Genomic DNA, 26,210 nt, shown 5'->3' on the forward strand with positions numbered 1-26,210 from the left:
TGTCGCCCGCTTCCATCGCCCGTGCTGCCCGGTCGATGGAAGCGGGCGACAAGCTCCAGCCGCGGATCGACCTGCACCGCCTCCGTCATCTCCCGGCCCATGCGGCCGAGCGCGCCGGCGATGGCTATTTTCAATGGCTGTTGCGGCAAGGGACACCTCGCCCGTCGCTTCGCTCCTTGCTCCGTCCTTGGATGACGAAGCAACGGGCGTTTTCGGCTAATCTCCCGGGCATGTGACCTGCCGAGCTCGCGCCACAGACCATCACAGCGCCCTGAGCCAGACCTTGTTGTCGTGGAGGGCAGCACCGCCATACGGCGCCGGGGCGTCGGCACCGGTCAGCACGTTGATGCCTTCGCCGCGCTCATGCGCACTGTTCGGCCAGATGCCTTCCGCAATCACCACGCCGCGCTTCACGCCGTCGAAGAACCTGGCATGCAGCACCACGTCGCCGCGCCGGTTGCCGATCTCAACGCGGCCGCCGTCCTCGATGCCAAGCGCCGCGGCATCTTCCGGGTGCAGCAAAAGCTCCGGCCTGCCTTCCTTGGCTTTCGACACCGGCGTCTCGGCAAAACTGGAATTGAGGAAGTTGCGCGCCGGCGAAGTTGCCAGCCGGAACGGATGCTCTTCGTCCGCGACCTCGATCAGCTCGACATGGTCGGGGAATTGGGGCAGACGCTCGACCGGTCCGAACAAGCCCATGCTCTTCGGCGGCCGGTTGGGCGCTGACTGCCCGGTCCAATTGGGCCGGAAGTGGAATTTCTTGTCGGCATGGCCGAAGCCGTTGATGAAATGCGCGTCGTCGAAATCGGGTTGCAGGTCGACCCACTTCTGTTCCTTCAGGCTGTCGAAGCTGCCTAGCCCGCGCTTGCCGAGGATGATGTCGATATGTTCTTTCTCGGTCAGGCCAAAGCCCGGCCGGTCGCCGACGCCCAGCCGTTTGCCGAGCTCCTCATTGAGGTAGTGGTTGGTGCGCGGCCCCTCCGGCGGCTCGATCAGCTTGGGGCCGAGCGTGATGTGCTGGTTGCCGCCACCCTTGTAGATGTCGTCATGTTCCAGAAACATCGTCGCCGGCAGCACGACGTCGGCGAGCTTGGCCGTATCGGTCATGAACTGCTCGTGCACGCAGGTGAACAGGTCCTCCCGCAGGAAACCTTTTCTGACCAGCCGCTGCTCGGGCGCGACATTGGCGGGATTGGTGTTCTGGATCAGCATCGCCGTCACCGGCGGACCGCCATAAAGCGCATCCTCGGCACCGGTCAGCACCGGGCCGATGCGCGAATGGTCGAGATAGCGCACCTTCGGGTCGCGCATCGCGGTGCCTTCGAGCACATCCTGATTCAGCTTGAAGATGCCGGAATTGGAGTGAAAGGCGCCGCCTCCCTCATATTGCCAGGCGCCGGTAACCGCCGCGATGCATGAGGCGGCATGCATATTGACCGAGCCGTTGCGCTGGCGCGCAAAACCGTAGCCGAGGCGGAAGTAGGTCTTCTTCGTTGTGCCGACCAGATGCGCGAAGGTCTCGATCTCGGTGACTGTCAGACCCGTGATTGCCGCCGCCCATTCGGGCGTGCGCGTCCTCAGATGTTCTTGCAGCCCGCGCGGATCGTCGGTGTATTTTTCCAGATAGGCGCGGTCGGCCATGCCGTCGCGGAACAAGACATGCATGACCGCGCAAGCCAGCGCGCCGTCGGTGCCGGGTTTGAGCACCAGGCCGAGATCGGCCTGCTTCATGGTGGCGTTGTCGTAGATGTCGATGGCGACGATCTTGGCGCCGCGCTCTTTTCGCGCCCTCGTCGCATGGGTCATGACGTTGACCTGGGTAACAACGGCATTGGTGCCCCAGATCACCACGCAGTCGGACTTCGCCATCTCACGCGGATCGGGGCCGCGCAGAGCGCCCGCTCCCATCATCCAGCCGGTCCAGGCGAGATTGGTGCAGATCGAGCCGAAGAAGCCCGAATATCTCTTCGCGTGCCGCAGCCGCTCGATACCGTCGCGCTGCACCAATCCCATCGTACCGGCGTAAAAATAGGGCCAGACCGTCTCCGAGCCGTATTTCTCTTCGGCCGCGATGAACTTCTCGGCGACGAGGTCGAGCGCCGCTTCCCAACTGGCTTCCTTCCAGGCGCCCTCCCCCTTGCCGCCCGCGCGCACCAGCGGCTTCAGCAGCCGGTCGGGGTGATGGACGCGGTCCGCATATCGCGCGACCTTGGCGCAAACGACTCCTGCCGTGTAGCTGTTCGCTTTCGCGCCGTGGACGCGGCCGATGCGGTTATTGTCGAGCAGCTCCACCTCGAGCGCGCAGGTGGAAGGACAGTCATGCGGACAGGCCGAATGGCCGATCCCGAGCTTGGCGTGCTGGTTCATGCCAGGGTGTGTAGCGGGTTTTGCGGGAGAGGTGTAGGGCCAGATGGGGCTCCTCCTTCTCCCCTTGTGGGAGAAGGTGGCCGAGCGAAGCTCGGTCGGATGAGGGGTGTTGGAAGGATCGCTACGACAAAGAAATGGGCGATCGAAGCCGCCTGTTGTTCGGCGCGTCACTCCATCCAACACCCCTCATCCGTCTCGGCGCTTCGCGCCGATCCACCTTCTCCCACAAGGGGAGAAGGGGAACCGCCCTACTCCGCGATCCCCTCCTCATATTCCGCCGACATCGTCAGCCACTTGTCCTCGTTGAGGGCAAGTGTGTGGGCAAGCTGCGAGCGCTCCTTGGCCAGCCGCGTCGCGGTCGAGGGGTCCTTCTCGTAGATCGCCGGATTGGCGAGCTCGTCCTCGATCAGGTCGATGCGCTTGCGGATGCGGTCCATCAGCGCCTCGGTGGCGCGGATCTCCTTGGCTAGAGGCTCGAGCGCCGAGCGCCGGGCGGCGGCCTCGCGGCGACGGTCGGCCTTGGATGCCCTGTCTGCCTCCTTCTGCTCGCGGCGATTGGAGGAAACGCCGGTGACCAGCGTTTTGTAATCCTCCAGGTCGCCGTCATAAGGATTGACCGCGCCGTCCTTGACCAACCAGAGGCGATCGGCGGTGGCCTCGAGCAGATGCCGGTCGTGCGAGATGAGGATCACCGCGCCTGAAAAATCGTTGAGCGCATGGATCAGCGATTCACGGCTGTCGATGTCGAGGTGGTTGGTGGGCTCGTCGAAGATGAAGAGGTTCGGCCCCTCGAAGGCCGAGAGCCCCATCAGGAGACGCGCCTTCTCGCCACCGGACAGATCTCTCGCCGCGGTATTCATCTTCTCGGTCGAGAGCCCGAACTGCGCAACGCGGGCGCGCACCTTGGCTTCCGGCGCATCGGGCATCAGCCGGCGCACATGCTCATAGGCGCTTTCCTCGGGACGCAGATCGTCGAGCTGGTGCTGCGCGAAGATCGCCACCTTCAGGCCCGGCGCCACCGTCATCGTGCCGGTCTCGGCTTTGAGGCGGCCGGCGAGCATCTTGGCGAACGTCGATTTGCCGTTGCCGTTGGCGCCGAGCAGCGCGATGCGATCGTCGGCATCGATGCGCAGCGTCATCTTCTTCAGCACCGGATTGCCCTCGGTGTAGCCGACATTGACGCCGTTGAGCGCCACGATCGGCGAGGCCACCGTCTTCACCGGCTCGGGGAAGGAGAACGGCCGCACCGTGTCGTTCACCACCGCGGAGATCGGCTTCATCTTCTCCAGCGCCTTCAGCCGCGATTGCGCCTGCCTGGCCTTCGAGGCCTTGGCGCGAAAACGCTCGACGAAGGATTCCATATGCTTGCGCTGCGCTTCCTGCTTGACGCGGCTCTTTTCCTGCAGCTCGCGCTGCTCGGTGAGCTGGCGCTCGAACTGGTCGTAGCCGCCGCGCCAGAAGGTCAGCTTCTTCTGGTCGAGATGGACGATCGAATTGACCGCGCGGTTGAGCAGGTCGCGATCGTGCGAGATGAGCAAAACCGTGTGCGGATACTTTGCGACATAGTTCTCGAGCCAGAGCGTGCCTTCGAGGTCGAGATAGTTGGTCGGCTCGTCGAGCAACAGAAGATCGGGTTCGGAGAACAGCACGGCGGCCAAGGCCACGCGCATGCGCCAGCCGCCGGAGAAGGACGAAGCCGGGCGCTTCTGCGCCGCATCGTCGAAGCCGAGGCCGGCAAGGATGGTGGCGGCGCGGGATTCGGCCGAATGCGCATCGATGTCGGCGAGCCGTGTGTGGATTTCCGCGATGCGGTGCGGATCGGTCGCGGTCTTCTCCTCTTCCAGCAAGGCCTGCCGCTCGACATCGGCTTTCAGCACGATGTCGATCAGCGGCTCCTCGGTGCCCGGCGCTTCCTGTGCGACCTGGCCGATGCGGGTGTTTTTCGGCAGGCTGATCGAGCCGGTCTCGGAGGGGAAATCGCCGGTGATTGCCTTGAACAGTGTCGTCTTGCCGGTGCCATTGCGGCCGACGAGACCGGCCTTGGTGCCGGCCGGCAGGGTCAGCGAGGCATGATCGAGAAGCAGGCGCCCCGCCATGCGCAGCGAGAGGTCGTTGATGATAAGCATGGGCGGGCTTTTGCACCGGACGTCGGCGCTTCGCAAGAGCCAGGCCTGGAGGACGGCTCGCCGTGTTCCGGGCACCGGTCCCGAGCCCAATCAGGGAACCAGTTGCCGGCCGAAGCGTTCTGAGCCCCGTGATCCGCTATTTCGCCCTCGCCTTCATCTTCTTCCAGGTCGCCACGACCGCCGCGCTGGCGACGCAGGTGGTGCTGTTTGAGGGCGAGACGGCTGCAGTGCTCCCCTTAACCGACCCGGCAAGCGCGGCGCCGACGCTGCCAATCTCCGCCCAAGTGGGGGAGATGACCGGCAGGCCAGAGGCGGACGCGACGAAACACCTGCTGATCCAAATTTATCCTGGAAAACAATCCCAGACTTCGCCTACGCAATGACCGATAGGCCGGCGGCGCAGCTCCGCTCTGGAATACCGCTCCTCCCGGATTCCGGAAAACCGCTGCGCGGTTGTCTCGGAACCGCCTTGACCATGCGCCTTTTCAGCCGCCGACGATGCCGTCCAGGACCGCGAGGCATCTCAGCCGTCGCGCAGCGACGACCGGCCGGTCGTCATGCTCGACGATGGCGCGCTCGAAATTGTCGAGCGCGTCGAGCGCGGTACGCAGATCGATGGCCGGCAGGTCCAATGAAAACAGGACGCGCCGCGCCTTGGCCCCCTCGCCGGCATCGGCGCAAGACTGGATGGCCACCCTGCGACGCAACGCGTCGAGCGCGGCAAAGCGGTCGGCCGACGGCGTGGCGCCGTCCGTAGCGGGCAGCATGACCTTCGGCTCAGGCCTTGGCTTTACGCTTGCCCCTGCCGGAATCCGCGGCCGGCTTCCGGCCCAGGCCGGAAGACTTGGCAAGCGCCGAGCGAGTGGCCGAATAACTGGGCGCCACCATGGGATAGTCCGCCGGCAGGCCCCATTTCGCGCGATATTCGTCCGGCGTCAGCCCATGGTCGGTCGACAGGTGCCGCTTCAGCGACTTGAACTTCTTGCCGTCCTCGAGGCAGACGATGTAGTCGGGGAATACCGAACGCTTCGGATTGACGGCCGGCGTCTGCGGCGCGCTTTCCTTCACCGGGGCGCCCCCGGCGAGCTTGCGCACGGAAGCGCTGACGCTGGCGATCAGATCAGGCAGGCCGGATGCCGGAAGCGGGTTGTTGCCCACATAGGCCGAAACAATGTCGGCGGTCAGCTCGATTGCAGTCTTGTCGTCGATATTGGACAATTTTTTCACCTTCTGCTGGCTCTCAAATGACCAGCTGTTTTTAAGACTTTAGTCTAGGTATCTTATTGGACCTGTCCCCCAACGGACGTCCAGAGTCAGTAAACGTGCGAGACTCAATACCGAAGGTATGTTTTCACCGCGGGCCGCGACCGCGCAAGTTAGGAATTCTAATACCTACAACAAACACTTTACAGCACCGAAGCTCTGCACGGGCGAGGAAATGACGCAACAGCACTTCAATTTCTACGAGTAATTCCTGCAAAAATTGGAATTCTGGACGGAAAGCCAATAATTGCGAGCAGCGCTGGCTCTCTGATCAATCGATCATGCCCGATTCGTTAGGGCAAGTCGCTTATTTCGCGGCAACGCCGCGCCGGAGATCGGTCGGGCCGTCGGCCAGAATCTCCAGCACGCGTTTCCAGCGGGCGCAGCGGCCGAAATCCTTCTGCTCGATGGCCTTCTCAGCCTTCATGGCGGCATAGAGCTGCGCCTCGGCGCCGAATTCCTTGACCAGCCAATGCGCCTCCTGTCTGGCCCGGCGTTCGTCGTCGTCAAGCCCGCTCCCTGGCATGTTTCCTGGTACGATCCCTGGCATGGTCTTCAGCCCTCCGGACGTTCGATGCCGACAGCAATGCAACTGCCGATGACAAGGACGGCGCCAGCCATGGCCGTCATCGACAGGCTTTCGCCCGACAGCGCCAGCAAAAGCGTGGAAGCGATCGGCGTGAGATACGCCACGACCGCGAGCCGCCCACCCTGATCGAGGCTGAGCGCGCGCGACCAGAAATAATAGCCGAGCCCCATCGGCCCGGCGCCGAGATAGAGTCCGAGCAGCAGGTCCAAGCCGCCCAGGGCGGCGACGCCGTCATGCAGGCACCATGCGAAGGTCAGCGCCACGCCGATCAGGGCCGAAGGCAGCAGAAGCCGATCCGGCGACACGGCAAGGCGGCCGACGGCAAGCGAGTAGAAGGCCATGCAAAGTGCCGAGCCGAAGGCGGCGCAATAACCGACGGGGCTACCTCCGAACCAGGCATGCGCGCCTCCGCCGGAGATCACCAGCGCGACGCCGGTGAAGCCCAGCGCGGCGGTCAGTCCAAGCAGCAGCGGCCGTCGCGGGCGGCCGAGCACGATGACGGCGGCGGCGACCATCAGCGGCCAGGTGTAGGCAACGAGATTGGCCTCGATGACCGGCATCGAGGCGAAGGCGATGTATTGCAACGCCATGGTGCCGACCAGGCCGATGAAGCCGACGGCGCAGGCGCGCATGGTTCTCCCCTTATCCCCTTGGGGAACAAGGTGGATCGGCACGGAGCGCCGAGACGGATGAGAGATGTTGGAAGAAACTCCTGCGTCGGCGATCCGTCCGGCCCCCTTGATCACAAGGGGAGAAGGGAAGAACCTGATCAGCGCAAAGACCAGCGCGGCGCCTGAGAACTGCAGGAACTGCACCTCCGATACCGGGTGATTGGCAAGCAGCGTCTTGCCGACGAAAGCGTTAGTCGCCCAGAGCGCCACGGCGCCGAGGGCAAAGGCCAGCGCCACCGGGGGAGCAGCGCTGGAACGGTCGCTGCGCCTTTCGGCGGTGAGCGGGCCAAGGCTCAGCGATGCTGAAGGCGGCTGGCGACCGGCCGGATCGTCAGCCACTACCACGATTCCCTGGCTCCGCCGGAGACCGGATCGACAGCCGGCTTCGGCACGGGATGTTCTTCGGCGTGACGGCGATAGGCCGGCAGCTGGTTCGTCCAGACGTCCTCGGCCAGTTCGTTCACCCAGCCGCGGTCCTGGTCGTTGTCGGCGGCGAGGTAGAACATGCGGTTGTCGTCGACATAGGGCTTCGCCACCGAACGCTGGTTGAGCACCAGGGTGACCCGCGAGCCGAGCTGGATCGGCGCGGTGCGATGGAGCACGCCGAGGAACTGGCCGAGCGTGGCGTAATTCATCTTGTGGTCGATGCGCATGACCCTGTTGCGCGGCAGGTCGCTGCCGGATTCGAGGATGGCACGCCCCGTCTCGGAATCGTCGCAATAGATTTCAAGATGGCCGCCGATCAGAGGATCGCTGATCGAGAGCGGAATGAGTTCCGTCACCGGAACGCCATCGCAGTGCCAGTCGACGGCGCCGTCCTTGGGGTTCATGAAGGTGACGGTCGAGCCGACGATAGACAGCGGATAGGGTTCGAGCTTGGTGCCCATCATGTCGGACAGCCGTTCCAGCCGCAGCTTGTCGTTGAGCAGTTCCTTGATCTCGGGAATGTAGCGGTCCGCGCCGGTGATGAAGGTAAGGTCGAGATGCTTGTGCACGGCGTGGCTGGCCTTGAGCTTGAGCGCCGCCTCCTCGATCGCGGCGAGCAGTTGCGGGTCGTAGCCGTGAAGATACTGGGCGACGCCGAAGCTCGACACTTTCCACGCCGTATCATGACCGATGATGGCTTCACGGCTCATCGCATAGCGCAGTTCGGGGATTGTATGGGCGTTCATTCTACTTCTCCAAGGTGGGGGCAACACTTGGTAAACAGTCGATTGAGCACCCGCCCCTGTAAATTTAGGAATGCTGGTGCTACTTTAAGCATAGCTAAAGGTCGAACCCCGTGCGTCTGCTCAGCCAGGTCAACTTAAACTCGCTGAAAATCGTGGAGAGCGCCGCCAGGCACCGCAACTTCACGCGCGCGGGCGAAGAGCAGTTCATTACCGCCTCAGCCGTCAGCCAGCGGGTGAAGAGCCTGGAGGACCAGCTGCGCTTCAAGATCTTCCAGCGCGGCGGCAACGCGGTGTCGCTGACGCCGGAAGGCGAGACCTACGTGGCGCGCGTGCGCGAGGCGCTGGAGCGGATCGTGGCTGCCAGCATGGAGGCGACCGGCCAATCCCAGGCGCATGTGCTGAAGATCTGCGTCTTGCCGACCTTCGCGGCGCGCTGGCTGTTTCCGCGGCTTGCCACCTTCCAGCGGCAGTATCCGGATATCGAGATGCGGGTCTCGACTTCCTATGCCACGCATGAATTCGCGACCTCCGAATACGATCTCGAGATCCGCTATGGCGACGGCAATTTCCCCGGCCTCAACTCCGTGCTGCTGTTCAAGGAGGACCTGACGCCGGTGTGCAGCCGCAAGCTGTTCCGCGAGGTGCTGGGCGACAAGCCGCTGTCCAAGGTGACGCCGGAGGACCTCACGCACTTCACCCTGCTCCACTCCGACACCTGCACCCAGAACTGGCAGTCGTGGCTGGCTTTTGCCGGCGCGAGTTTCGTGCTTGGCGAGACCAAGAGCATCTATTTCGATTCCTGCATGATGTCCTACGAGGCGGCCAATGCCGGCATGGGCTTTGCCGTTGCCAACCGCGCCTATATGGCAAGCGACATCCGAGCCGAGCGGCTGGTCGCCCCCTTCGCGGTCCACCATCCCAACACCGCCGGCTGGTATTTCGTCAGCCCCATCAAGGCGCTCGGCGCCCGCAAGGTGGAGCTGTTCAAGCAGTGGATCATGGCCGAAGCGGCGCTGACGCAGCGCCAGTTGGACCTGGAGATCGCCAACGTGCCGCTGGCGCGCGCCGCGATGGCGTGACGCGGCGGCGCAAGCGACGCAAACACACCCCTGAGATTCTCCGATCTTTGAAGGCCGACAAAGCGTTTGGACGGATACCTGTAGCCGGCTAGCGCGATCGCCCCATGACGCGGCGGAGAGACTCAGCTATCTTTGATCCTGCGGCGGGCCTGATTTTCCCGCTTGGCCGGCGCTTTCCAGCTTCCTCCCAAGCAGCGCCGGCCTTCTTCTGCGGCGCCGCCGCTTCGTCTCCCGACAACATCGTCCGCTCTCATTGCTTCGGCGGCGTGCCGGGCTGGTCGCCGCCGGTGGTCGATTGCGGCACCGGGTTCTTGTCGACCTGCGGGTTTTTGTCGACGGTGTCGCTTGGCGCCTTGGTGGGCTGTACGCTGTTGTCGCAGGCGGCGAGCCCGAGCCCTGCCGCGAGAGCCAGCAGCACAGGAAGTTTCTTCATGACGACCTCCTCTCGTTCGCCCCTTTCTTCGAAGCAAACGAGGCGGCGGCGGTTTGGTTGCGCCGTCCGGCGGGAACCAACGCGCCTGTCTCCGGTTGAACCTCGTTAACTCACGAGGAGATGTCATGATCCGTCTGCTGCTCGTCGGCCTGTTCGGCTACACGGCCTATCGCGTCACGATGAGGATCATCGAGGAGGCGTCCGGCGATCTCGCGCCGCCGGACGATCGGCGGTCGCTGCGGCGCCAGTCGGCGGCGATGGGCGTCGAGCCGAAAAGGTAGATCGGCCGTTCTCGCGCTTGTTGGGAAGATGGCCGGCCTATCCAGCACATGCCGGCGCGTACAGCGTCCCCTCTGCCCTGCCGGGCATCGCCCCCCACTTGGCCGCCTTTGGGCGAGATTAGCTGTATTGCGAACAAAGCGGAAACGATGCTTGATGGGCGATGAACATCGCCGCCCGTGATTCGTCCTTCGAAACTCCTGCCTATCTTGCCCGGCTGAACGACGAGCAGCGGCTGGCGGTGGTGCATGGCGACGGCAAGGTGGCCGCGCCGCTGCTGGTGATCGCCGGGGCCGGCTCCGGCAAGACCAGCACGCTGGCGCATCGCGTGGCGCACCTCATCGTCAAGGGCGCCGATCCGCGCCGCATCCTTTTGATGACCTTTTCGCGCCGCGCCGCGGCTGAAATGGCGAAGCGCGTCGAGCGCATCGCCGGCGAGGTGCTGGGCCGCGATGCCGCGATCATCGCCGATGCGCTATCCTGGGCCGGTACTTTCCACGGTATCGGCGCCAGACTCTTGCGCGACTATGCCGAGCAGATCGGCCTCGATCCGGCTTTCACCATCCACGATCGCGAGGATTCGGGCGACCTGATGAACCTTGCCCGGCACGAGCTCGGTTTTTCCAAGACCGAAAGCCGTTTTCCGACCAAAGCCACCTGCCTGCAGATCTATTCGCGGGCGGTGAACGCCCAGGCGCCGCTCGGCGAGGTGCTGGGCTCGGCCTTTCCCTGGTGCTCAGGATGGGCGGAACAGCTGAAGGAGCTGTTCGCGGCTTATGTCGAGGCCAAGCAGGCGCAGAACGTGCTCGATTACGACGACCTTTTGCTCTACTGGGCGCAGATGGCGGCCGAGCCGGAGATCGCCGCTCACCTTGGCTCACGCTTCGACCACGTGCTGGTCGACGAATACCAGGACACCAACCGGCTGCAGGCCTCTATTCTGTTGGCGCTGAAGCCGGACGGCGCGGGCTTGACCGTGGTGGGCGATGACGCACAGTCGATATATTCCTTCCGGGCCGCGGAAGTGCGCAACATTCTCGATTTCCCAAAACAGTTCGCGCAAGGCGCCGAGATCGTCATGCTGGAGCGCAATTACCGCTCGACCGAGCCGATCCTGGCCGCCGCCAACAAAGTAATCGGCGAGGCAAGCGAGCGTTTCACCAAGAATCTCTGGACCGAACGCCGGTCGTCGCACAAGCCGCAACTGGTAAGCGTGCGCGACGAGGCTGAGCAGGCCAATTATGTCTGCCAGGCGATCCTTGCCGAGCGCGAGGCCGGCACGGCGCTCAAGGCGCAAGCCGTGCTGTTCCGCGCCTCGCATCACAGCGGGCCGCTGGAGGTGGAGCTCACGCGGCGCAACATCCCCTTCGTCAAATTCGGCGGGCTGAAATTCCTCGATGCCGCGCATGTGAAAGACATGCTGGCGATGCTGCGCTTTGCCGAGAACCCGCGCGACAGGGTCGCCGGCTTCCGGGTGCTGCAGTTGATGCCCGGCATCGGGCCTTCGGCCGCCTCACAGATCGTCGAGGCGATGGCGACGTCGCTCGACGAGACGCTCGGCCTTGCCCGCTTCCGGCCGCCGCAGCGCGCGGCCGAAGACTGGCCGGTCTTCCTCGACATCTACAGCGGGCTGCGCGCCGGCGCCAAATGGCCGGCCGACCTCGAGCGGATCAGGCTCTGGTACGAGCCGCATCTGGAGCGTATTCACGAGGACGCGATCACGCGCCGGGCCGACCTGTTGCAGCTCGAGCAGATCGCGTCGGGCTATCCCTCGCGCGAGCGTTTCCTGACCGAGCTGACGCTCGACCCGCCCGACGCCACCAGCGACCAGGCCGGCCCGCCGCATCGCGACGAGGATTACCTGATCCTGTCCACGATCCATTCGGCCAAGGGCCAGGAGTGGAAGAACGTCTTCGTGCTCAACACGGTCGACGGCTGCATCCCGGCCGATCTCGGCGTTGGTACCAAGGAGGATATCGAGGAGGAGCGGCGGCTGCTCTATGTGGCGATGACGCGCGCCAAGGACAGCCTGCACCTGGTGGTGCCGCAGCGCTTTTATCCGCACAATCAGCCGGCGCGCGGCGACCGTCACGTCTATGCCTCGCGCACCCGCTTTATCCCGGCCTCGATGCTTTCGGCTTTCGAACAGTCATCCTGGGCGAGCGCGGCGATCACGGACGACCCGCGCCAAAAGCCGGGCGTCAAGGTCGATCTCGGCGCGCGCATGCGCGGCATGTGGAAATAGACGCCTACCCAAAGGCGGGACGACACTCCTACTCAGCCCCACCGCTGGTGAGGGCGCTCCGTTCCCTGCTGCGCGGGTTCGTTCAGTGGAACGTGCCGGCGGCCTCGCCGGATAGCCTGCTGCGCGGGCTTTCGAAGCTCACCTGGTCGCGTCCGTTCGACTTCGCCTTGTAAAGATGCCTGTCCGCGACCCGAAACATGTGGTGATAGGTGGTGGGCCCGCTGAACGCGACGCCGCCGATGCTGACCGAAAGCGGGCACGGCTGCCCGCCCGGCGCGAACTCGGCCTCGCGGATACGCAGTCTGATCGACTCGGCGACCAGGAAGGAGCGTGTCGCGTCGGCGCCCGGAAGGAAGACCGCGAATTCCTCGCCGCCGATGCGTCCAACGATGTCGGCGCCGTGGAGCTGGCTCCGGATCGTGCTCGCGATCAGCTTCAGCGCCTGATCGCCGCAATCGTGGCCGAGCCGGTCGTTGATCGACTTGAAATGGTCGGCATCGACGATCAGCAGCGCGCCGGCTTCGGCCACCGCGTGGCTGCGGGCCTTGTCGAGATAGGCCTCGACCAGCATCGAGAAAGCGCCGCGGTTGAAGACCGCCGTCAGGCTGTCGGTCGCGGCAATGATGCTGAGCTCCTTCTGGGCGATGGCCAGCTGGCGCATCTTCCACATTAGGAAGAAAAGGAAGGAGCCGCCAAGGATGAGCGGCAGGAACAGGTCGGTGAGCTTGGCCCAGAGCAGCGCTTCGGGTGACAGCGAGGCGAAGTTGAAGGAATCGACGAAGAAGGCCGCGGCAATGAAGAATGCCGTGCCGGCAACGGTGACCAGCGCGACCCTGCCCCAACTGGTGGGGGACAAATCGATGCGCATGGCATTGCTCCCACTACAACTGGCCTATTGTGGAGCGCGAGCGCAAACGAAGTCCTAATATATTGGCTTCAATGGGAATGTGGTTAACCAGGCGTCGAGCGCGCCGCACCGCGATACCAGCTGAAGAAGGCCCGCCGACGCAGCGGCGGCTTTGCGATTGGCCAGAGGCGCTCGTCAGCGCGCCGTCAACGACGCGAAATCATCAGGCAGAGCGCCCTCAGATCACGATCATAGGTGCCCTCGCTGCTGAGCACATCGACGCAGCGCTTCTTCATCCGCGACAACTGGCTGCTCGACATTTGCGCGACGGCGGAGGACAGGTTCGTCGTTCCCGGCGGCGTCGCGCCGACGGTTCCAGGAACGGCGGCGCCCGCGCCGAGGGCGACGCCAGCGCCGCTCGTGCCGCCGGTCGTCACGTTGAGCGCGCTATTGGTGCCGTTGCCCAAAGTCGCATCGGCTCCAGCCCCGTTGGTGCCGCCGATGGATGCGGTGGCCGTGGAACTGCTGCCGCCGATGGTGGCGTTTCCGCTGCCGCCGCTTGCGCCGCCGATCGAAACCCTGGCGCTGCTGTTGCTGCCGCCGAAGGATGCATTGCCGTCAGCCCCATTTGGGCCGCCCGCATTGGCGTCGGCGCTGTTGCCGCCTACGGATACGCCGCCGAGGCTGCCGACCCCGACGCTCTGGGCGCTCGCAGGCATGGCAAGAGCAACGACGATTGCACCACTCGCCAATGTGCTGGCGAATCTTTTTACGATACTGGCCATGACACTCTCCCTGTGGTTTTGTATTTCCGCCTTGCACCGTTTGTTGCGCTTTTCTAGAGCGCGTAGCTTTTGAGACAGAAATACGCCGAGAGTGCCCTTTCGGTTTCTTTAGCTATTTCGCATGTGACGAATCGTATTTTTCAAAAACGATACTTCTGCTTTAAAAATATAGACGAAATTGAAGTGTTTCTTAATTTTTTTGAATTGGCCAACCGGACTCCCGTAAGCTTCAGGCGTAGGCGCGGCCTTCTTCGGAGCGCTGGAACTGCATCAGGTCAAGCGACACCGAGGGTCTGCCGAGGACGGTAAGGCACATATGCGCCTGGCCGCGATGGTGGGTCTGGTGATTGAAGAGATGGCTGAGCGCCGGCGCCAGCCGCTGCGAAACGGTGCGCATGTCGGTGGTCATATAGGAAAATCGCCCGGTGAGCGCCTTATCGGTCATGCCGCCCATCCAGTCGACAATCCTCCTGTCCTCGGCCTCGCGTGCCAGGCGCAAGCCCGGGAAGGCGCGATAGAGGATCGTCGCAAGGTTTGAGGGCGCGTCCCCCTCGCCCGTAAAGCGCTTCATCCAGACGCGGTCGGTGACGAGCAGGTGATTGAGCGTGCCCAGCATCGAGCCGAAGAAGGCGCCGACATCGCGGCCGAGTTCCTCTTCGCTGAGATCGGCGGCGGCATCATAGATGCGCGTGTTGGCCCATTGATTGTAGGCCGCAAACATCATGAAATGCTGTTTCATTCTTCCATCCGGCTCGCAACGAATCCCGGCTCTTCGTAACCCGCAGGAACCGTAATGACCATTCTGTTCTATGATCTCGTCGGCCACGACGCAAAACGCCCATTCAGTCCGCATTGCTGGAAGACGAAGATGGCGCTGGCCCACAAAAGGCTCGACGCCACCAAGGTGCCGACGCGCTTCCTGGAAGTCCCCAAGGTGGAAGGCGGCGTCTCGAAGACGGTGCCGGTGATCCGCGATGGCGAGCGCGTGGTGGCCGATTCCTTCGCCATCGCACTTTATCTCGACGAAGCCTACCCCGAGCGGCCGACGTTGTTCGGCGGCGAAGGCGGCAAGGCGACGGCGCGCTTCATCGAACGCTGGTCGCAGCTCACCATCCATCCTTACCTCATGACGGTGCTGCTCACCGATCTGCACAGCATGCAGGACGAGGCGAACCGCGCCTATTTCCGCGAGAGCCGCGAGCAGCGGCTCGGCAAGCGGCTCGAAGAGGTGGTGGCCGGCCGCGACGAGGGGCTTGCCGGCTTTCGTGCCTCGCTCGAGCCGCTGCGCTCGATGCTCAGCTATCAGCCTTTCATCGGCGGGACATCGCCGCTGTTTGCCGACTACATCGTGTTCGGGGCGCTGCAATGGGCGCGCGTCGCCTCGCCCTACCAGCTGCTCGAGACGGGCGACGGCGTTGCCGAATGGTTCGAACGCTGCCTCGACCTGCATGGCGGAATCGGCCGGCAGGTCGCCGCGGCGGCGTAAGCGCTAATCTTCCTCTTGTGGGAAGATGTCGCCGAAGGTGACAGAGTGGGCGCCTCAACAGCTGCGGCGCCTACTTGCGAGAGAAGAAGTCGGCGTTTCACGCGCGGCGCCCCGCTCTGGCCTGCCGGCCACTCCCCCTCAAGGCGGGAATTTTCCGGCTTCATCCTTTTCGACCAGCCTGACGCAGATCGGATCGCCCTCTCCCATGCGGGCGCATTGCCATTCCGGGCCGAAGCCGAAATTCTGCTGTCCGGTTTGTGGAAAGAACAGCAGGACGAAGACGATCACGGCAAGGACCACGGCCATCAAGAAAATGCCGGCGATATCGTCGCGTTTGAGGTGGGCCCGGTTCATCGCCTCCTGCTCCGCTGCCGCGGCGCTCCGGACTGCACGCGAAGCGCGCTCTCAGCCGTCCAATTATCCCGCAAACAGCCGGCCTTGACCAGAAGCCGCCTCCCCTTGGCAAGCCGCCAAGCGGCTTGTATAGAGCCCGCCACTCCAATTTCCATTCCCAGAACAAGGACGACCCAATGGCGATCGAACGCACCTTCTCCATGATCAAGCCGGATGCCACCAAGCGCAATCTGACCGGCGCCATCACCAAGATGCTGGAAGACGCGGGCCTCAGCGTCGTCGCGTCGCGTCGCGTATGGATGAGCCGCCGCGAGGCCGAAGGCTTCTACGCCGTCCACAAGGATCGTCCTTTCTTCGGCGAGCTGGTCGAATTCATGTCGTCGGGCCCGACCGTCGTGCAGGTGCTGGAGGGCGAGAACGCCATCGCCAAGAACCGCGAAGTGATGGGCGCCACCAACCCGGCCAATGCGGCCGAGGGCACCATCCGCAAGGTGCATGCGCTGTCGATCGGCGAAAATTCGGTGCACGGCTCGGACGCGCCGGAGACCGCCGCGCAGGAGATCAGGTACTGGTTCTCCGACACCGAGATCGTCGGCTGAGACGCTTCGGTCCCGGCAAGGCGGCTCTCGGGCCGCCTTTTTGTTGGAGCGGGCCGGCCGTGCAGGCTTTAGGAACGGGCGATGCCCGCGGCTGCGCCGGAGGCCTCCGAGCCGGCGAGAAGTGCCATGCTCTCCTCCCTGATCACCTGGTGATCGGCAAGCGGTTGAACCTGGTCGCCATGAGATAGCCGAGCCAGGCCGACGCAAGCGACAGCACCACCACACTGACAAGATAGGTCGCCGCAAGGCCGAGGTCGCCCTCGAGAAGCAGGATGAAGGTGTCGAGGCTCATCGACGAAAAGGTGGTGAGACCGCCGCAGAAGCCGCCGGTCACGAACTGGCGGCCGGCCGGGCCGACCATCAAGCGTCCATCCGGCCGGGTCAGCGTGGAAAAGAACATGATGACCCAGGAGCCGACGACGTTGACGAACGCCGTTGCAAGCAGCGGGCTCCAGCCCAGCAGCGAGACGACGACGTAGCCGCATAAAAAGCGCGCCAGCGAACCGATGGCCGCGCCGCAGCCCACCGCCAGATAAAGCCGCATGGCTGTCTGTCTATCGTTTCCAAACATGCGCCCTACCCCGCCATCCGCACGACGGTCCAAAACCCAAAGGCGACGGCAAGCACGCAGAGCGCCGCCGAAGCCACGATGTTGAGAGCGGCGAGCCGCCGCTCGCCGTCGAGCGCGAGGTTGAGCGTCTGCAGGCAGAAGGACGAAACCGTGGTGTAGCCGCCGAACAGACCGACCACGATCAGGTCGCGCACGAGTTCGGCGGAAAAGATGCCGCCGACGGCCCGCGCCGCGCCTGCGAAGGCGCCGATGGCAAGCGCGCCGGAGACGTTGACCACCAGCGTGCCCCAGGGAAAGGTCTCGCCGACGCTGCGGCCGAAAAGGCCCGACAGGAAGAAGCGGGAAACACCGCCGAGGAAGCCGCCGATCAGGACCAGGGCGCAGGCCGCAAGGCTCATCGCTTCTTTGCCTTTCCACAAAGCGATTCCTCGCGGGAATCGCGCCATCAAGACAGGCGTGTGCGAGCGGAAAAAGAAATCCTGCCGCGCGAAAGCACGCCTGGCAGGAGTCATCAGCCCAGATGCGAAAAGCTCGGGCGGTTTCGGGGGAACCCCATCCCCATTTGACGAGGGAAACTAGGTGGTCGCGGGGTCGCGGTCAATCGGGGCCACTATGGTTGCGACGCGCTTCTTCGCGCCCCGTTAACATTTGCCGAATCCGTTATGGTGGCGCACGCGGTGGCGGACGAGAGACCGGAACTCCCGGGGCTGACGCAGAAGCGGCCGCGATCCCTCGTCTCTATGCGTTTCCGGCGTGTCGGAAATTTTGCGAACCAGGCTACGACGTGACCTTCTTCAGCACGATGGTCTGCGGCTTGCCGTCCAGCGGATCGACCTGGTGGCGAGTGTCGGTGAGGAAGATCAGCCGGTCATCGACCGTTATGCGGGCCTGCAGCGCGTAGGCCCTGCCGGGCTGGATTGCCTTGGGATCGAAGCCGATCTCGAATTTGATCGGCACCTGGCCGGCCACGACGATCTTGCGCTGGCCGACGAGCGTCGCCGGCGCGCCGGCCAGCGAGATGTCGGCGAGTTCGACCGAAAGCACGGCATTGGGCGGCAGCGCGATGCGCTCGCGATAGGTCACCTCGCCGGCAATCGTCTTTTCGGCGGCACTGGTGAACTCCGGCACGGCAAGCACGCCGACCACCAGCGGCACAAGGCCGAAGATGAAAAATTCCGCGATCCTGTCCAGCATAAGATTGCTCCCGCCCAGCAAATCAAACCGATTTGCAAGGTCGGGAAGGATTGCGGTCGTTCGATGGCCTTGGGGAGGAAATTCGCCGGCTTGTCCCTCAGGCGGATTGCCAACCGAAATTGCGAAGAGCAGTTCGGGGCGACCCTCTTCTCCCCAAGGGGAGAAGGTGCTGCGAAGCGCGCCGGATGGGGCGATCGCCAAGGCAATGCCGTCCTGGCTTACTTGTCCGGGGTCTTCCAACGATCCGCGGCTTCGTCGTCGGCTTCCTTGGCCTCGACCCAGCCGCCTTCGGAGCCGTCGGCACGGTGCTCCTTCTTCCAGAAGGGCGCGCGCGACTTCAGGTAATCCATCAGGAAATTCGCCGCCTCGAAGGCCGCCTGGCGATGCGCGGAGGCCGCGACCACCAGCACGATGTTTTCGCCCGGCGCGATTTTTCCATGGCGGTGGACGACAGTGAGCCCCTGCAGCGGCCAACGCCCGATGGCCTCAGTGGCGATGCGGCCGATCTCGGCCTCGGCCATGCCGGGATAGTGCTCGAGCTCGAGGGCGGCGAGCGCGCCTTGCTCGTCACGGCAGAGGCCGGAGAAGGTGACCACGGCGCCGATGTCGGCACGGCCTTCGGTCAGCGCGGCAATCTCGGCGGCGACGTCGAAATCCTCCCGCTGGACGCGGATGGCCGGCACGACCGTGCTCGCCATCTCAGCCCCCGGTCATCGGCGGAAACAGCGCGATCTCGCGCGCGCCCGCGATTTTCTCGCGGTGGCCGACATGTTCCTGGTTGATGGCGACGCGGATGACGTCCGGATATTGCAGCGCGTTTTCGTATTCCTCGCCGCGCGACTTCAGCCAGCGCAACAGGTCGGCGACGGTCTCGACGCCGGCGGGCAGCTCGACATGCTCTTCCGGCTTGCCGATCCGCTCGCGCACCCAGGCGAAATAGATGAGCTTGGTCGACATCTCACTCGTCCATGATGTGTTTCAGGCCGGCCCGGAAATAGTCGTAGCCGGTGTAGAGGGTGACAAGTGCCGCGATCCACAACAACACCAGGCCGATTTGGGTGGTCAGCGGGAAGATCTTGTCGCCGGCCGGGCCGACGAGCAGGAAGGCGATGGCGACCATCTGGATGGTCGTCTTCCATTTGGCGAGTTGGGTCACCGGAACCGAGACCTTCAGCGCGGCCAAATATTCGCGCAGGCCCGAGACAAGAATCTCGCGGCACAGGATGATGATCGCCGCCCATAGCGACCAACCGGCAATGCCGGCATGGCGGTCGGTGTCGGCGGCGAGCAAGAGCAGGCAGGTGGCGACCAGGAGCTTGTCGGCGATCGGGTCCAGCATCTTGCCGATGTTGGAGGTCTGCTGCCAGGCGCGCGCGAAATAGCCGTCGAAATAGTCGGTGACGGAGGCGAGCAGGAAGATGGCCAGCGCCGACCAGCGGGCAAAGTCGGAGGACTTCAGATGGCCTTCGAGAAAAAAGCACAGCACCACCAGCGGCACCGCGATGATGCGGGCGTAGGTGAGGATGTTCGGCAGGTTGAAAGCGCGCTGGGCCATATCTGATCGGGATCTCTCTCCGCCTGCCTACTCAAATCAGAAGCCAATGTGGGGGGTCAACAGGCGAGATTCGATTGGTCAACCCAAAATAGGCGCAAGAATGGTCAGCTGTCATGAAAATGGTTGTAGACCAGCTTCGCCACGTGCTCGGAAATGCCGTCGACCTTGATCAGGTCCTCGACCGCGGCGCGGCTGACCGCCTTGGCGGTGCCGAAATGGTGAAGCAGCGCCCGCTTGCGGCCGGGGCCGATGCCGGCGATCTCGTCGAGCGGACTCTTGACCATCTCCTTCTTGCGGCGGGCACGGGGCGAGCCGATGGCGAAGCGATGCACCTCGTCGCGCAGGCGCTGGACGAAATAGAGCACCGGGTCGCGCACCGGCAGCGTGAAAGAGTCCCTGCCCTTGACGAAGAAGCGCTCGCGCCCGGCGTCGCGGTCCTGGCCCTTGGCGATGCCGATGGCGACGACCCGGTCCTCGATGCCGAGATCGGAGAGGATCTTGCGCACCGCGGTCATCTGGCCCTGGCCGCCGTCAATCAGGATGACGTCCGGCCATGCCGGGAAGCTGCCGTTTCCCTCGACAAGATCGTCTGCCGCATCGTCCTCGGCTTCCGCGCCCGCTCCGATTGAAGGCTGGACGTCGCCATGCTCCCTGAGGAGCCGCGAGAAGCGGCGCTCCATCACCTCGCGCATCATGCCGAAATCGTCTCCGGGCGTGATCTCGGTCGAGCGGATGTTGAACTTTCGGTACTGGTTCTTCACAAAACCTTCCGGCCCGGCGACGACCATGGCGCCGACCGCATTGGTGCCCATGATGTGCGAGTTGTCGTAGACCTCGATGCGCACTGGCGGCCTTGCGAGGCCGAAGGTCTCGGCAAAGCCTTGCAATAGCCGCGCCTGCGTCGACGTTTCCGCCAGCCTGCGGCCGAGCGCCTCACGCGCGTTCTGCAGCGCGTGATCTGTGAGATCCTTCTTCTCGCCGCGCTGCGGCACCGAGATCGCTATCCTGCGCCCGGCGCGGGTTGACAGCGCCTCGGCGAGCAGCTCCTGCTCCTGCACCGGCTGGGAAAGAAGCAGCGTACGCGCCGGCAGCTTGTCGTCATAGAACTGCGCGAGGAAGGAGCCCAGCACCTCGGCCGGCTCCAGCGCCGGATCGGCCTTGGGGAAATAGGCGCGGTTGCCCCAGTTCTGGCCGGTGCGGAAGAAGAACACCTGGATGCAGGTCTGGCCGCCTTCCTGGTGGATGGCAAAGACATCCGCCTCTTCCACCGTCTGCGGGTTGATGCCCTGATGCGCCTGCACATGCGACAGCGCCGCGAGGCGATCCCGGTAGATAGCGGCCCGCTCGAAATCGAGCTCTTCGGACGCTTGTTGCATGGCGGCCGAGATCTCGGTCTTCACCTTCTGGCTGCGGCCGGAGAGAAAGTCCTTCGCCTCGGCAACCAGCTCGGCATAGCCCCGATGCGATATCTCGCCGGTGCAGGGACCGGCGCAACGCTTGATCTGGTAGAGCAGGCAGGGCCGCGTGCGGTTCTCGTAGAAGGAATCCGTGCAGCTTCGCAGCAGGAAGGCGCGCTGCAGCGAATTGATGGTGCGCCCGACCGCGCCGGCGGAAGCGAAGGGCCCAAAATAGTCGCCCTTGCGCGAGCGCGCGCCGCGATGCTTGTAGATGCCGGGCGAGACATGGTCGCCAGTAAGCAGGATGTAAGGGAACGACTTGTCGTCCCGCATCAGCACGTTGAAGCGGGGCCTCAGCCGCTTGATGAGGTTGGCCTCGAGCAGCAGCGCCTCGATCTCGGTGCGAGTGACGACGAATTCCATCGTCGCCGTCTCGCGCACCATGCGGCCGATGCGGGCGGTGTGGAAGCGCCCCTGCGCATAGTTGGTGACGCGCTTCTTCAGGCTGCGCGCCTTGCCGACATAGAGCACGTCGCCGGCGGCGTTCATCATTCGGTAGACGCCCGGCTGGTTGGGCAGCCGCTTGACCAAAGTCTGGATCACCTCGGCGCCGACCATGCCGTCGGCGTCGCCGGCATGCGGCGTCCAGTCGATCGCGGTGAAAGCGACGTCGGGACCGGCGGCAACCGCCTCCGGCTCGACGATTTCCTCCGACGCCTCGTCCTCGATGTCGAGATCGGGCGGCAAATCATCGGCGGCGCCGAGGGGGCTGTGTTTATGGGCAGGACTCATTCCACCATGCCTGTCACATCGGGCGTCTGCCATGCAAGATGCTGGCCGCCGTCGAGCGCGATCATCTGGCCGGTGACGGAGCGCGCTTTCCAAAGATAGCGGATGGTGGCGCCGAATTCCGGCAATTGCGGGCCGCGCTTCAGAATCAGCCCTTCGACCTGCCTGCCGAAATCATCGTCGTCCTGGCGCTTGTTCTTCAGTGTCGGGCCGGGGCCGATGGCGTTGACGCGAATGCGCGGCCCCAGCGCCTGTGCCAGCATCTGGGTCTGCGTCCAAAGGGCCGATTTCGACAGCGCGTAAGAGAAATAGCGCGGCGTCGGCCGCCAGACACGCTGGTCGATGACGTTGACGATCAGTCCCTCCGCGCCTTCCGGCAAGGCGCGAGCAAAGTTCTGCGCCAGCAGCGCCGGCGTCTTCAGATGAATGGCGAAGTGGCGGTCCCAGGCCTGCCAGTCGAAATCCTCGACACGGTCGTCGACGAACAAGGAGGCGTTGTTGACGAGCAGCGTGACCGGGCCAAGGGCAGCTTCGGAGCGGCCGACGAGATCGCCGACGGCTTTCATATCGGTGAGGTCGGCGACGAGCACGGCGGCACGGCCGCCCTGGTTCCTGATGCGGCTGGCCAGCGCCTCGGCCTCGGCTCCGGAACGATTGGCATGGATGGCCACGGCAAAGCCGTGCGCGGCAAGGTCCTCGACGATCGCCTTGCCGATCCTTTTCGCTCCACCCGTCACCAGCACCACGCCAAAGGCTTCTTTCATGTCGTCAATCCTCTATCGGCTTCACGATTCCGGGCAGCCGGCACAATATGACGGGCCAAGCGTTAAATGCCATTTCTACCTGGGGCAGGAATGTGGCGAAGCGGCCCGTACGCACGCTGCCGACCCGGATTGCGGAAGCTTCATAATGCAATATATGTCCCCGAATCCCTTGAACCAAGCGGTGTGCAGCGCAACATGACTAGCGTGCTGACATTCGCTGTTGCGAAGATGCAACGTCACCTTTTGGCCTCATTCGCGCCAGGGAATTACCCAAGTTCAGGTTCGCTTCAGCCGTATTTCAGCACGACATTTGGAACCGTTGAACGCCAGGCCCGTTTATCCCCCCGGACGGGCCGGGGGCATTCATGAACATAAAAAGCCTCGTGTCTTGTGGCTTAAGGAGTAAACAACAATGCAAGCTAATCTCAAGTTTGCGCGGCCGCTGGCGGTTGCGCTCGGGCTCTTCGCCCTCGGTGGTACCGCTTATGCCGCAGACGCCGTCACCGAAGAGCCGCCGGCACCGGCCCCGGTCGCCGAACTCCCCGTCGCTTCCTGGGCCGGCCCCTATGCCGGTATCAGCCTCGGCTACGGCTTCAGCGGCCATGCCGATGTCTCCGGCGGCCCGGATATTAAGACCAAGGGCTTCGTCGGCGGCGTCTTCGGCGGCTACAACTGGCAGCAGGACAACTTCGTCTACGGCGCTGAAGCCGATCTCGGCTACAATGGCGTCAAGGGCGACAGCGCTGGCGTCGAGGCCAAGGGCGGCCTCGAAGGCTCGTTGCGCGCCCGTCTCGGCTATGCCGTGACCCCGGAAATCCTGCTCTATGGCACCGGCGGTCTCGCCGCCAAGAACCAGAAGGTGGAAGGCGGCGGCTTCAGCGACAGCAAGGGTATGCTGGGCTGGACGGCCGGTGTCGGCACCGACATCAAGATCACCGACAACGTGTTCGGCCGCGTCGAGTACCGCTACAGCGACTACGGCGACAAGGACTTTGACGGCTTCGGCAACGTCAAGTCGAAGGACAACCGCGTCACTTTCGGCGTCGGTATGAAGTTCTAAGTCGTCCAAGCCACGACACGGAAAAAGCCGGGCCGCGCGCCCGGCTTTTTTTGTGGCTGGCGTTGCCCCAGGCCGACACGTTTTGGCCGCGCCTTCAACGCAACCCGGTGGATGGCGCCTGCTGGAAATCCTCATGGGCTGAAATCGACTGCAGCTGGTCGAGCCAATTCGCGCGCGAGCGCGAGAAGACCTGGGCGTCCGGACGGTAGTCGGCCGGGTCGGTCATGGTCGCGGCGTGAACGTGGATCTCGCCGGGCCATCTGTCGGAGCGGAAGTAGAGCCTGGTGCCGCAGGACGGGCAGAACCCGCGAAAGGTGTTCGGGCTGCTTTCATAGTGCCTGATGACGCCGGCCCAGTTCAGCTGCTCCGGCCTCATGCCGAGGAAAGCAGTGAAGGGAGCGGACGTGGCGCGCTGGCAATCGGCGCAGTGACAGACAAGATTTCGCGTGAGCTCTCCGGAATAGATCCAGGTGACCGCGCCGCACATGCAACGTCCCGCCAGAGATGCCATCGCTTCCTCCGCCGACTGCGTGCCCGGGCCGAGCCCCGCCGACACGGCCGATGTGAAGGATAGGCGGCGCGATCTGTTCAGGCTGGCCGCTTTGCGACCTTGGCGGGTTTGACCTTCGGCGGCAGTGTCTCGACGAAAGCCAGCGCACGATCGATCCACTCGGCGAGATCTGCCTCGGTTGCAGTGCCTTCCGGCGCGACGTGGATATAGCCTTCCATCGAACGCCCGCCCATTTCCATCGGCCGCGCATGGGGCCGTGCGGCTGCGGCCGCGTGCCCGTCCTTGCCGACACGCACCAGCAAGCCGCGCTTCGAGGTGCCGACCAGCATATTGCCGTTGATCATGAAGCAGGTGCCGCCGAACATTTTCTGTTCCGTGAAAGCGCGCCGGCCAAGGGCCGCGCGCAAGCGCTCGACCATCGGGTCGGGGGCGACGATTGTTTGGGTGACCGACTTCGCCATGCGAACCACTTCGTAATTGCACGGCCTATGCAATCACGAATCCGGGCGACAATTCAATATGCGGAGGCGCGGCGGCGAGGCTGCCGATCTCCCCCACAAGGGTGGAGATGAGCTGTTTACCCCGGCACGCAGCCCTTCAGTTCCGGAAACTTTTCGTCGAAGCGCGCGGCCCAGCGTGTAAGCCGGCCGCGGCCCTTTTCCCACTGGCCGCCGAAACGCAGCGCGAGATAGCCGAGGGTGGCACGCAGCGCCAGCTGGCCGGCGGTGATCTTCTTGGGCAGTTTCGGCGGGTTGGCGTTGAGCAGGTCGAGCGCGGCGGTGATCTTCGCCCACTGGCGGTCGAGCCAGGGTTGATAGACCATGGCGTCCGGTCGCGTGCGCCGCTCGTAGACCATCGACAGCGCGCAGTCGCAGATGCCGTCGGCCAGCGCCTCCAGCACCTCGGCCTCGAGCCGCTTGTCGGGGTTGCGCGGGAACAGCACGTTCTTCGACAGCCGGTTGAGATGCTGGGTGATCGCCCGGCTGTCGTGGATCGTGCGGCCGTCCTCCAGCACCAGCACCGGGATCTTGCCCAGCGGATTGGCCGAGATCAGCTCCGCCGGCTTGTCCTCCGTCTTGACCGGCACGAGGTCGATGGCGATGCCGGCATAGGCGGCGGCCATGCGGACCTTCGAACTATAGGGAGAGGTGGAGGCGTAGAGCAGCTTCGGCATGGATCGGGTTCCTGATTGTCCGCGCGCACTGTTGACCGAATGCTCTTGCCAGAGCAACGGCCAGCGTCGCCAAAACCTACCGCCAGTTGGCCGCACCTTGTTCGAGCGACGCGTGCCGCCGCTACTTCAGGGACCGCTCCATGATGATGGTTCGTTCGTCGTCGTGGAAGCAGTCCCGGAGCGCGCGGAAGCCAAGTCTGAAATAAAATCGCTCCGCGGTGACCGAGGACGGCACCGTCAGCACCGTCGCGCCGTTTGCCCGCGCTGCTTCCTCGATCTCCAGCATCAGCCGGCTGCCGACGTCGCGTCCCTGAAATTCAGGATCGACGAACACAGATCGAACCATTGTTCCGTCCAGCCCCGCGGTACCGACAATTTTGTCGCCGCAAACGGCGACAAAGACTTGGCGCTTCTTGAAAAGTTGCAGCACGGCCGAGGGGCTGAAGCTCTGCTCAACGCGGGCGATGATTTCCGGCCCGTAATCCCTGGCGTTGTTTTTCCGCAGAGCGGCAACAATGACCCGGCTTACCGCTTCGGCATCGCCTCGCCTGCCCGTCGAATTCCAAGCCACAAAGCCATGATCAACCCTTTCTACCTGATCGACGTGCGGCAGCAGCCGACATCGCCCGGACCAGAACGGATCGTGACGATGCGAGCCGGTCGCGCAATAAAAAAGCTCCCGGAAGTTTGCCGGGCGGCAAATTTCCAGGAGCTTTCAGGACAGGCCTTTACCGATCCACTTCGCCCGCTGTTACGCCGAACTGGCGAGAGGGGCGCCTCGACGGCACCCACCCTCGCCTGTTCAGGCTCGCGAGCGAAGTTACGCGACTACTTCTTGGCCGGCGCCTTCTTGGCAGGCGCTGCCTTCTTCACGGCTGCCGTCGACTTGGCGGCTGCTGC

The 26,210-nt window shown here is 64.1% G+C and carries 32 protein-coding genes, 1 pseudogene and 1 riboswitch; of the genes and pseudogenes, 8 read left to right on the top strand and 25 right to left on the bottom strand.

The features are described 5' to 3' along the window. The 3 genes and pseudogenes from EOA79_RS34100 to EOA79_RS13115 form a co-directional block, all read right to left on the bottom strand. Nucleotides 1-311 (bottom strand): annotated as a pseudogene (locus EOA79_RS34100) (hypothetical protein); the annotation flags it as partial. Beyond that, nucleotides 262-2,367: a molybdopterin oxidoreductase family protein gene (locus tag EOA79_RS13110; RefSeq protein WP_095826470.1), complete on the bottom strand. Its 2,106-nt coding sequence runs from the start codon at nt 2,365-2,367 to the stop codon at nt 262-264. The gene EOA79_RS13110 and the pseudogene EOA79_RS34100, both read right to left, overlap by 50 nt. 248 nt (nt 2,368-2,615) lie before the next feature. Next, on the bottom strand, nt 2,616-4,493 hold the full coding sequence (locus EOA79_RS13115) for an ABC-F family ATP-binding cassette domain-containing protein (protein ID WP_128293047.1): 1,878 nt from the start codon (nt 4,491-4,493) through the stop codon (nt 2,616-2,618). Between the two features lie 128 nt (nt 4,494-4,621). Here EOA79_RS13115 and EOA79_RS13120 point away from each other — a divergent pair, with 128 nt between their 5' ends. Continuing rightward, a complete protein-coding gene (locus tag EOA79_RS13120; RefSeq protein WP_095779140.1) occupies nt 4,622-4,876 on the top strand; it encodes a hypothetical protein in 255 nt (84 codons plus the stop codon). A gap of 102 nt (nt 4,877-4,978) precedes the next feature. On the opposite strand, the gene EOA79_RS13125 is transcribed toward EOA79_RS13120, so the two are convergent. The 5 genes from EOA79_RS13125 to EOA79_RS32765 all read right to left on the bottom strand — a co-directional run bounded on the left by EOA79_RS13125 (nt 4,979) and on the right by EOA79_RS32765 (nt 8,188). Further along, nucleotides 4,979-5,260, bottom strand: coding sequence for a hypothetical protein (locus tag EOA79_RS13125; RefSeq protein WP_127335869.1), 282 nt, complete (start codon nt 5,258-5,260; stop codon nt 4,979-4,981). 10 nt (nt 5,261-5,270) lie between these two features. Continuing rightward, nucleotides 5,271-5,711 carry a MucR family transcriptional regulator gene (locus tag EOA79_RS13130; protein ID WP_066995912.1) on the bottom strand — a complete coding sequence of 147 codons (441 nt, stop codon included), beginning with the start codon at nt 5,709-5,711 and terminating at the stop codon, nt 5,271-5,273. A gap of 352 nt (nt 5,712-6,063) precedes the next feature. Next, entirely contained in the window at nt 6,064-6,306 is a 243-nt protein-coding gene (locus EOA79_RS13135; protein WP_245307741.1) for a hypothetical protein, read from the bottom strand. A 5-nt stretch (nt 6,307-6,311) separates the two neighbouring features. After that, on the bottom strand, nt 6,312-7,355 hold the full coding sequence (locus tag EOA79_RS13140) for a DMT family transporter (RefSeq protein WP_245322281.1): 1,044 nt from the start codon (nt 7,353-7,355) through the stop codon (nt 6,312-6,314). Next, complete coding sequence (locus EOA79_RS32765; RefSeq protein WP_066995820.1) at nt 7,355-8,188, bottom strand: hypothetical protein; 834 nt, start codon at nt 8,186-8,188, stop codon at nt 7,355-7,357. The genes EOA79_RS13140 and EOA79_RS32765 overlap by 1 nt, the downstream gene beginning before the upstream one ends. Nucleotides 8,189-8,298: 110 nt before the next feature. Between EOA79_RS32765 and EOA79_RS13155 the strand changes: the two genes are divergently transcribed. Continuing rightward, a complete protein-coding gene (locus EOA79_RS13155) occupies nt 8,299-9,267 on the top strand; it encodes a LysR substrate-binding domain-containing protein (RefSeq protein ID WP_095823610.1) in 969 nt (322 codons plus the stop codon). A gap of 250 nt (nt 9,268-9,517) precedes the next feature. Here the strand turns inward: EOA79_RS13155 and EOA79_RS13160 are convergent, their stop codons facing one another. Further along, nucleotides 9,518-9,700 (bottom strand): hypothetical protein, encoded by a 183-nt coding sequence (locus EOA79_RS13160; RefSeq protein WP_067330410.1) that lies wholly within the window; start codon nt 9,698-9,700, stop codon nt 9,518-9,520. A gap of 125 nt (nt 9,701-9,825) precedes the next feature. Between EOA79_RS13160 and EOA79_RS32770 the strand changes: the two genes are divergently transcribed. Together EOA79_RS32770 and EOA79_RS13165 are read left to right on the top strand one after the other, a co-directional pair. Then, a complete protein-coding gene (locus tag EOA79_RS32770; RefSeq protein ID WP_082954124.1) occupies nt 9,826-9,981 on the top strand; it encodes a hypothetical protein in 156 nt (51 codons plus the stop codon). Between the two features lie 161 nt (nt 9,982-10,142). Then, on the top strand, nt 10,143-12,224 hold the full coding sequence (locus EOA79_RS13165; RefSeq protein ID WP_095823611.1) for an ATP-dependent helicase: 2,082 nt from the start codon (nt 10,143-10,145) through the stop codon (nt 12,222-12,224). A gap of 82 nt (nt 12,225-12,306) precedes the next feature. Here the strand turns inward: EOA79_RS13165 and EOA79_RS13170 are convergent, their stop codons facing one another. The 3 genes from EOA79_RS13170 to EOA79_RS13180 all read right to left on the bottom strand — a co-directional run bounded on the left by EOA79_RS13170 (nt 12,307) and on the right by EOA79_RS13180 (nt 14,595). Then, nucleotides 12,307-13,092, bottom strand: a complete 786-nt coding sequence (locus EOA79_RS13170; RefSeq protein ID WP_095823612.1) for a GGDEF domain-containing protein — start codon at nt 13,090-13,092, stop codon at nt 12,307-12,309. A gap of 185 nt (nt 13,093-13,277) precedes the next feature. Further along, nucleotides 13,278-13,856, bottom strand: coding sequence for a hypothetical protein (locus tag EOA79_RS13175; RefSeq protein WP_095823613.1), 579 nt, complete (start codon nt 13,854-13,856; stop codon nt 13,278-13,280). A gap of 229 nt (nt 13,857-14,085) precedes the next feature. After that, the gene (locus EOA79_RS13180) at nt 14,086-14,595 is read right to left on the bottom strand and encodes a DinB family protein (RefSeq protein ID WP_095823614.1); all 510 of its coding nucleotides are present in this window, start codon (nt 14,593-14,595) and stop codon (nt 14,086-14,088) included. 54 nt (nt 14,596-14,649) lie between these two features. Here EOA79_RS13180 and EOA79_RS13185 point away from each other — a divergent pair, with 54 nt between their 5' ends. Further along, entirely contained in the window at nt 14,650-15,342 is a 693-nt protein-coding gene (locus tag EOA79_RS13185; protein WP_095823615.1) for a glutathione S-transferase family protein, read from the top strand. A gap of 138 nt (nt 15,343-15,480) precedes the next feature. Here the strand turns inward: EOA79_RS13185 and EOA79_RS13190 are convergent, their stop codons facing one another. Next, entirely contained in the window at nt 15,481-15,696 is a 216-nt protein-coding gene (locus EOA79_RS13190) for a hypothetical protein (RefSeq protein WP_095823616.1), read from the bottom strand. 176 nt (nt 15,697-15,872) lie between these two features. Here EOA79_RS13190 and ndk point away from each other — a divergent pair, with 176 nt between their 5' ends. Beyond that, a complete protein-coding gene (gene ndk / locus EOA79_RS13195) occupies nt 15,873-16,295 on the top strand; it encodes a nucleoside-diphosphate kinase (RefSeq protein WP_095823617.1) in 423 nt (140 codons plus the stop codon). Nucleotides 16,296-16,437: 142 nt separating this feature from the next. Here the strand turns inward: ndk and crcB (EOA79_RS13200) are convergent, their stop codons facing one another. From crcB (EOA79_RS13200) to EOA79_RS13235, 8 genes are all read right to left on the bottom strand, one after another. Beyond that, nucleotides 16,438-16,839, bottom strand: coding sequence for a fluoride efflux transporter CrcB (crcB, locus tag EOA79_RS13200; RefSeq protein WP_245322282.1), 402 nt, complete (start codon nt 16,837-16,839; stop codon nt 16,438-16,440). A 32-nt stretch (nt 16,840-16,871) separates the two neighbouring features. Continuing rightward, a complete protein-coding gene (gene crcB / locus EOA79_RS13205; protein ID WP_095823910.1) occupies nt 16,872-17,264 on the bottom strand; it encodes a fluoride efflux transporter CrcB in 393 nt (130 codons plus the stop codon). A gap of 97 nt (nt 17,265-17,361) precedes the next feature. Further along, nucleotides 17,362-17,435: riboswitch (Fluoride riboswitch) on the bottom strand. A 208-nt stretch (nt 17,436-17,643) separates the two neighbouring features. Further along, complete coding sequence (locus tag EOA79_RS13210) at nt 17,644-18,060, bottom strand: YbaY family lipoprotein (RefSeq protein WP_095800047.1); 417 nt, start codon at nt 18,058-18,060, stop codon at nt 17,644-17,646. 218 nt (nt 18,061-18,278) lie between these two features. Continuing rightward, nucleotides 18,279-18,758, bottom strand: a complete 480-nt coding sequence (locus EOA79_RS13215; RefSeq protein ID WP_095823619.1) for a molybdenum cofactor biosynthesis protein MoaE — start codon at nt 18,756-18,758, stop codon at nt 18,279-18,281. 1 nt (nt 18,759) lies between these two features. Next, complete coding sequence (gene moaD, locus EOA79_RS13220) at nt 18,760-19,017, bottom strand: molybdopterin converting factor subunit 1 (RefSeq protein WP_067330385.1); 258 nt, start codon at nt 19,015-19,017, stop codon at nt 18,760-18,762. 1 nt (nt 19,018) lies between these two features. Then, nucleotides 19,019-19,615: a CDP-diacylglycerol--glycerol-3-phosphate 3-phosphatidyltransferase gene (gene pgsA / locus EOA79_RS13225; RefSeq protein WP_066995790.1), complete on the bottom strand. Its 597-nt coding sequence runs from the start codon at nt 19,613-19,615 to the stop codon at nt 19,019-19,021. 104 nt (nt 19,616-19,719) lie between these two features. Further along, a complete protein-coding gene (gene uvrC, locus EOA79_RS13230; protein ID WP_128293049.1) occupies nt 19,720-21,804 on the bottom strand; it encodes an excinuclease ABC subunit UvrC in 2,085 nt (694 codons plus the stop codon). Next, nucleotides 21,801-22,565, bottom strand: coding sequence for an SDR family oxidoreductase (locus EOA79_RS13235; protein WP_095823621.1), 765 nt, complete (start codon nt 22,563-22,565; stop codon nt 21,801-21,803). The genes uvrC and EOA79_RS13235 overlap by 4 nt, the downstream gene beginning before the upstream one ends. A gap of 412 nt (nt 22,566-22,977) precedes the next feature. Between EOA79_RS13235 and EOA79_RS13240 the strand changes: the two genes are divergently transcribed. Then, nucleotides 22,978-23,625: an outer membrane protein gene (locus EOA79_RS13240; protein WP_095823622.1), complete on the top strand. Its 648-nt coding sequence runs from the start codon at nt 22,978-22,980 to the stop codon at nt 23,623-23,625. Nucleotides 23,626-23,719: 94 nt separating this feature from the next. Here EOA79_RS13240 and EOA79_RS13245 read toward each other — a convergent pair whose 3' ends face one another. The 4 genes from EOA79_RS13245 to EOA79_RS13260 all read right to left on the bottom strand — a co-directional run bounded on the left by EOA79_RS13245 (nt 23,720) and on the right by EOA79_RS13260 (nt 25,881). Next, nucleotides 23,720-24,136, bottom strand: coding sequence for a GFA family protein (locus EOA79_RS13245; RefSeq protein ID WP_095823911.1), 417 nt, complete (start codon nt 24,134-24,136; stop codon nt 23,720-23,722). A gap of 77 nt (nt 24,137-24,213) precedes the next feature. Further along, a complete protein-coding gene (locus EOA79_RS13250) occupies nt 24,214-24,597 on the bottom strand; it encodes a TfoX/Sxy family protein (protein WP_164748505.1) in 384 nt (127 codons plus the stop codon). Between the two features lie 116 nt (nt 24,598-24,713). Beyond that, complete coding sequence (locus EOA79_RS13255; RefSeq protein ID WP_095800053.1) at nt 24,714-25,310, bottom strand: glutathione S-transferase; 597 nt, start codon at nt 25,308-25,310, stop codon at nt 24,714-24,716. A 121-nt stretch (nt 25,311-25,431) separates the two neighbouring features. Further along, nucleotides 25,432-25,881: a GNAT family N-acetyltransferase gene (locus tag EOA79_RS13260; RefSeq protein WP_095823623.1), complete on the bottom strand. Its 450-nt coding sequence runs from the start codon at nt 25,879-25,881 to the stop codon at nt 25,432-25,434. Nucleotides 25,882-25,887: 6 nt separating this feature from the next. On the opposite strand from EOA79_RS13260, the gene EOA79_RS33165 reads away from it, so the two are divergent. Beyond that, nucleotides 25,888-26,210: hypothetical protein (locus tag EOA79_RS33165; RefSeq protein ID WP_206639243.1), on the top strand; the 323-nt coding region annotated here is incomplete at its 3' end.

This window comes from Mesorhizobium sp. M1A.F.Ca.IN.020.03.2.1 (genome assembly GCF_004023205.1).
GTDB lineage: Bacteria > Pseudomonadota > Alphaproteobacteria > Rhizobiales > Rhizobiaceae > Mesorhizobium.

Bases quoted from the DNA above. Each gene is read 5' to 3' on its own strand.
- EOA79_RS13110 (WP_095826470.1), bottom strand. From the start codon at position 2,367: ATGAACCAGCACGCCAAGCTCGGGATCGGCCATTCGGCCTGTCCGCAT.
- EOA79_RS13115 (WP_128293047.1), bottom strand. From the start codon at position 4,493: ATGCTTATCATCAACGACCTCTCGCTGCGCATGGCGGGGCGCCTGCTT.
- EOA79_RS13125 (WP_127335869.1), bottom strand. From the start codon at position 5,260: ATGCTGCCCGCTACGGACGGCGCCACGCCGTCGGCCGACCGCTTTGCC.
- EOA79_RS13135 (WP_245307741.1), bottom strand. From the start codon at position 6,306: ATGCCAGGGATCGTACCAGGAAACATGCCAGGGAGCGGGCTTGACGAC.
- EOA79_RS32765 (WP_066995820.1), bottom strand. From the start codon at position 8,188: ATGAACGCCCATACAATCCCCGAACTGCGCTATGCGATGAGCCGTGAA.
- EOA79_RS13160 (WP_067330410.1), bottom strand. From the start codon at position 9,700: ATGAAGAAACTTCCTGTGCTGCTGGCTCTCGCGGCAGGGCTCGGGCTC.
- EOA79_RS32770 (WP_082954124.1), top strand. From the start codon at position 9,826: ATGATCCGTCTGCTGCTCGTCGGCCTGTTCGGCTACACGGCCTATCGC.
- EOA79_RS13165 (WP_095823611.1), top strand. From the start codon at position 10,143: ATGAACATCGCCGCCCGTGATTCGTCCTTCGAAACTCCTGCCTATCTT.
- EOA79_RS13170 (WP_095823612.1), bottom strand. From the start codon at position 13,092: ATGCGCATCGATTTGTCCCCCACCAGTTGGGGCAGGGTCGCGCTGGTC.
- EOA79_RS13175 (WP_095823613.1), bottom strand. From the start codon at position 13,856: ATGGCCAGTATCGTAAAAAGATTCGCCAGCACATTGGCGAGTGGTGCA.
- EOA79_RS13180 (WP_095823614.1), bottom strand. From the start codon at position 14,595: ATGAAACAGCATTTCATGATGTTTGCGGCCTACAATCAATGGGCCAAC.
- EOA79_RS13185 (WP_095823615.1), top strand. From the start codon at position 14,650: ATGACCATTCTGTTCTATGATCTCGTCGGCCACGACGCAAAACGCCCA.
- EOA79_RS13190 (WP_095823616.1), bottom strand. From the start codon at position 15,696: ATGAACCGGGCCCACCTCAAACGCGACGATATCGCCGGCATTTTCTTG.
- ndk (WP_095823617.1), top strand. From the start codon at position 15,873: ATGGCGATCGAACGCACCTTCTCCATGATCAAGCCGGATGCCACCAAG.
- crcB (WP_245322282.1), bottom strand. From the start codon at position 16,839: ATGCGGCTTTATCTGGCGGTGGGCTGCGGCGCGGCCATCGGTTCGCTG.
- crcB (WP_095823910.1), bottom strand. From the start codon at position 17,264: ATGAGCCTTGCGGCCTGCGCCCTGGTCCTGATCGGCGGCTTCCTCGGC.
- EOA79_RS13210 (WP_095800047.1), bottom strand. From the start codon at position 18,060: ATGCTGGACAGGATCGCGGAATTTTTCATCTTCGGCCTTGTGCCGCTG.
- EOA79_RS13215 (WP_095823619.1), bottom strand. From the start codon at position 18,758: ATGGCGAGCACGGTCGTGCCGGCCATCCGCGTCCAGCGGGAGGATTTC.
- moaD (WP_067330385.1), bottom strand. From the start codon at position 19,017: ATGTCGACCAAGCTCATCTATTTCGCCTGGGTGCGCGAGCGGATCGGC.
- pgsA (WP_066995790.1), bottom strand. From the start codon at position 19,615: ATGGCCCAGCGCGCTTTCAACCTGCCGAACATCCTCACCTACGCCCGC.
- uvrC (WP_128293049.1), bottom strand. From the start codon at position 21,804: ATGAGTCCTGCCCATAAACACAGCCCCCTCGGCGCCGCCGATGATTTG.
- EOA79_RS13235 (WP_095823621.1), bottom strand. From the start codon at position 22,565: ATGAAAGAAGCCTTTGGCGTGGTGCTGGTGACGGGTGGAGCGAAAAGG.
- EOA79_RS13240 (WP_095823622.1), top strand. From the start codon at position 22,978: ATGCAAGCTAATCTCAAGTTTGCGCGGCCGCTGGCGGTTGCGCTCGGG.
- EOA79_RS13245 (WP_095823911.1), bottom strand. From the start codon at position 24,136: ATGGCATCTCTGGCGGGACGTTGCATGTGCGGCGCGGTCACCTGGATC.
- EOA79_RS13250 (WP_164748505.1), bottom strand. From the start codon at position 24,597: ATGGCGAAGTCGGTCACCCAAACAATCGTCGCCCCCGACCCGATGGTC.
- EOA79_RS13255 (WP_095800053.1), bottom strand. From the start codon at position 25,310: ATGCCGAAGCTGCTCTACGCCTCCACCTCTCCCTATAGTTCGAAGGTC.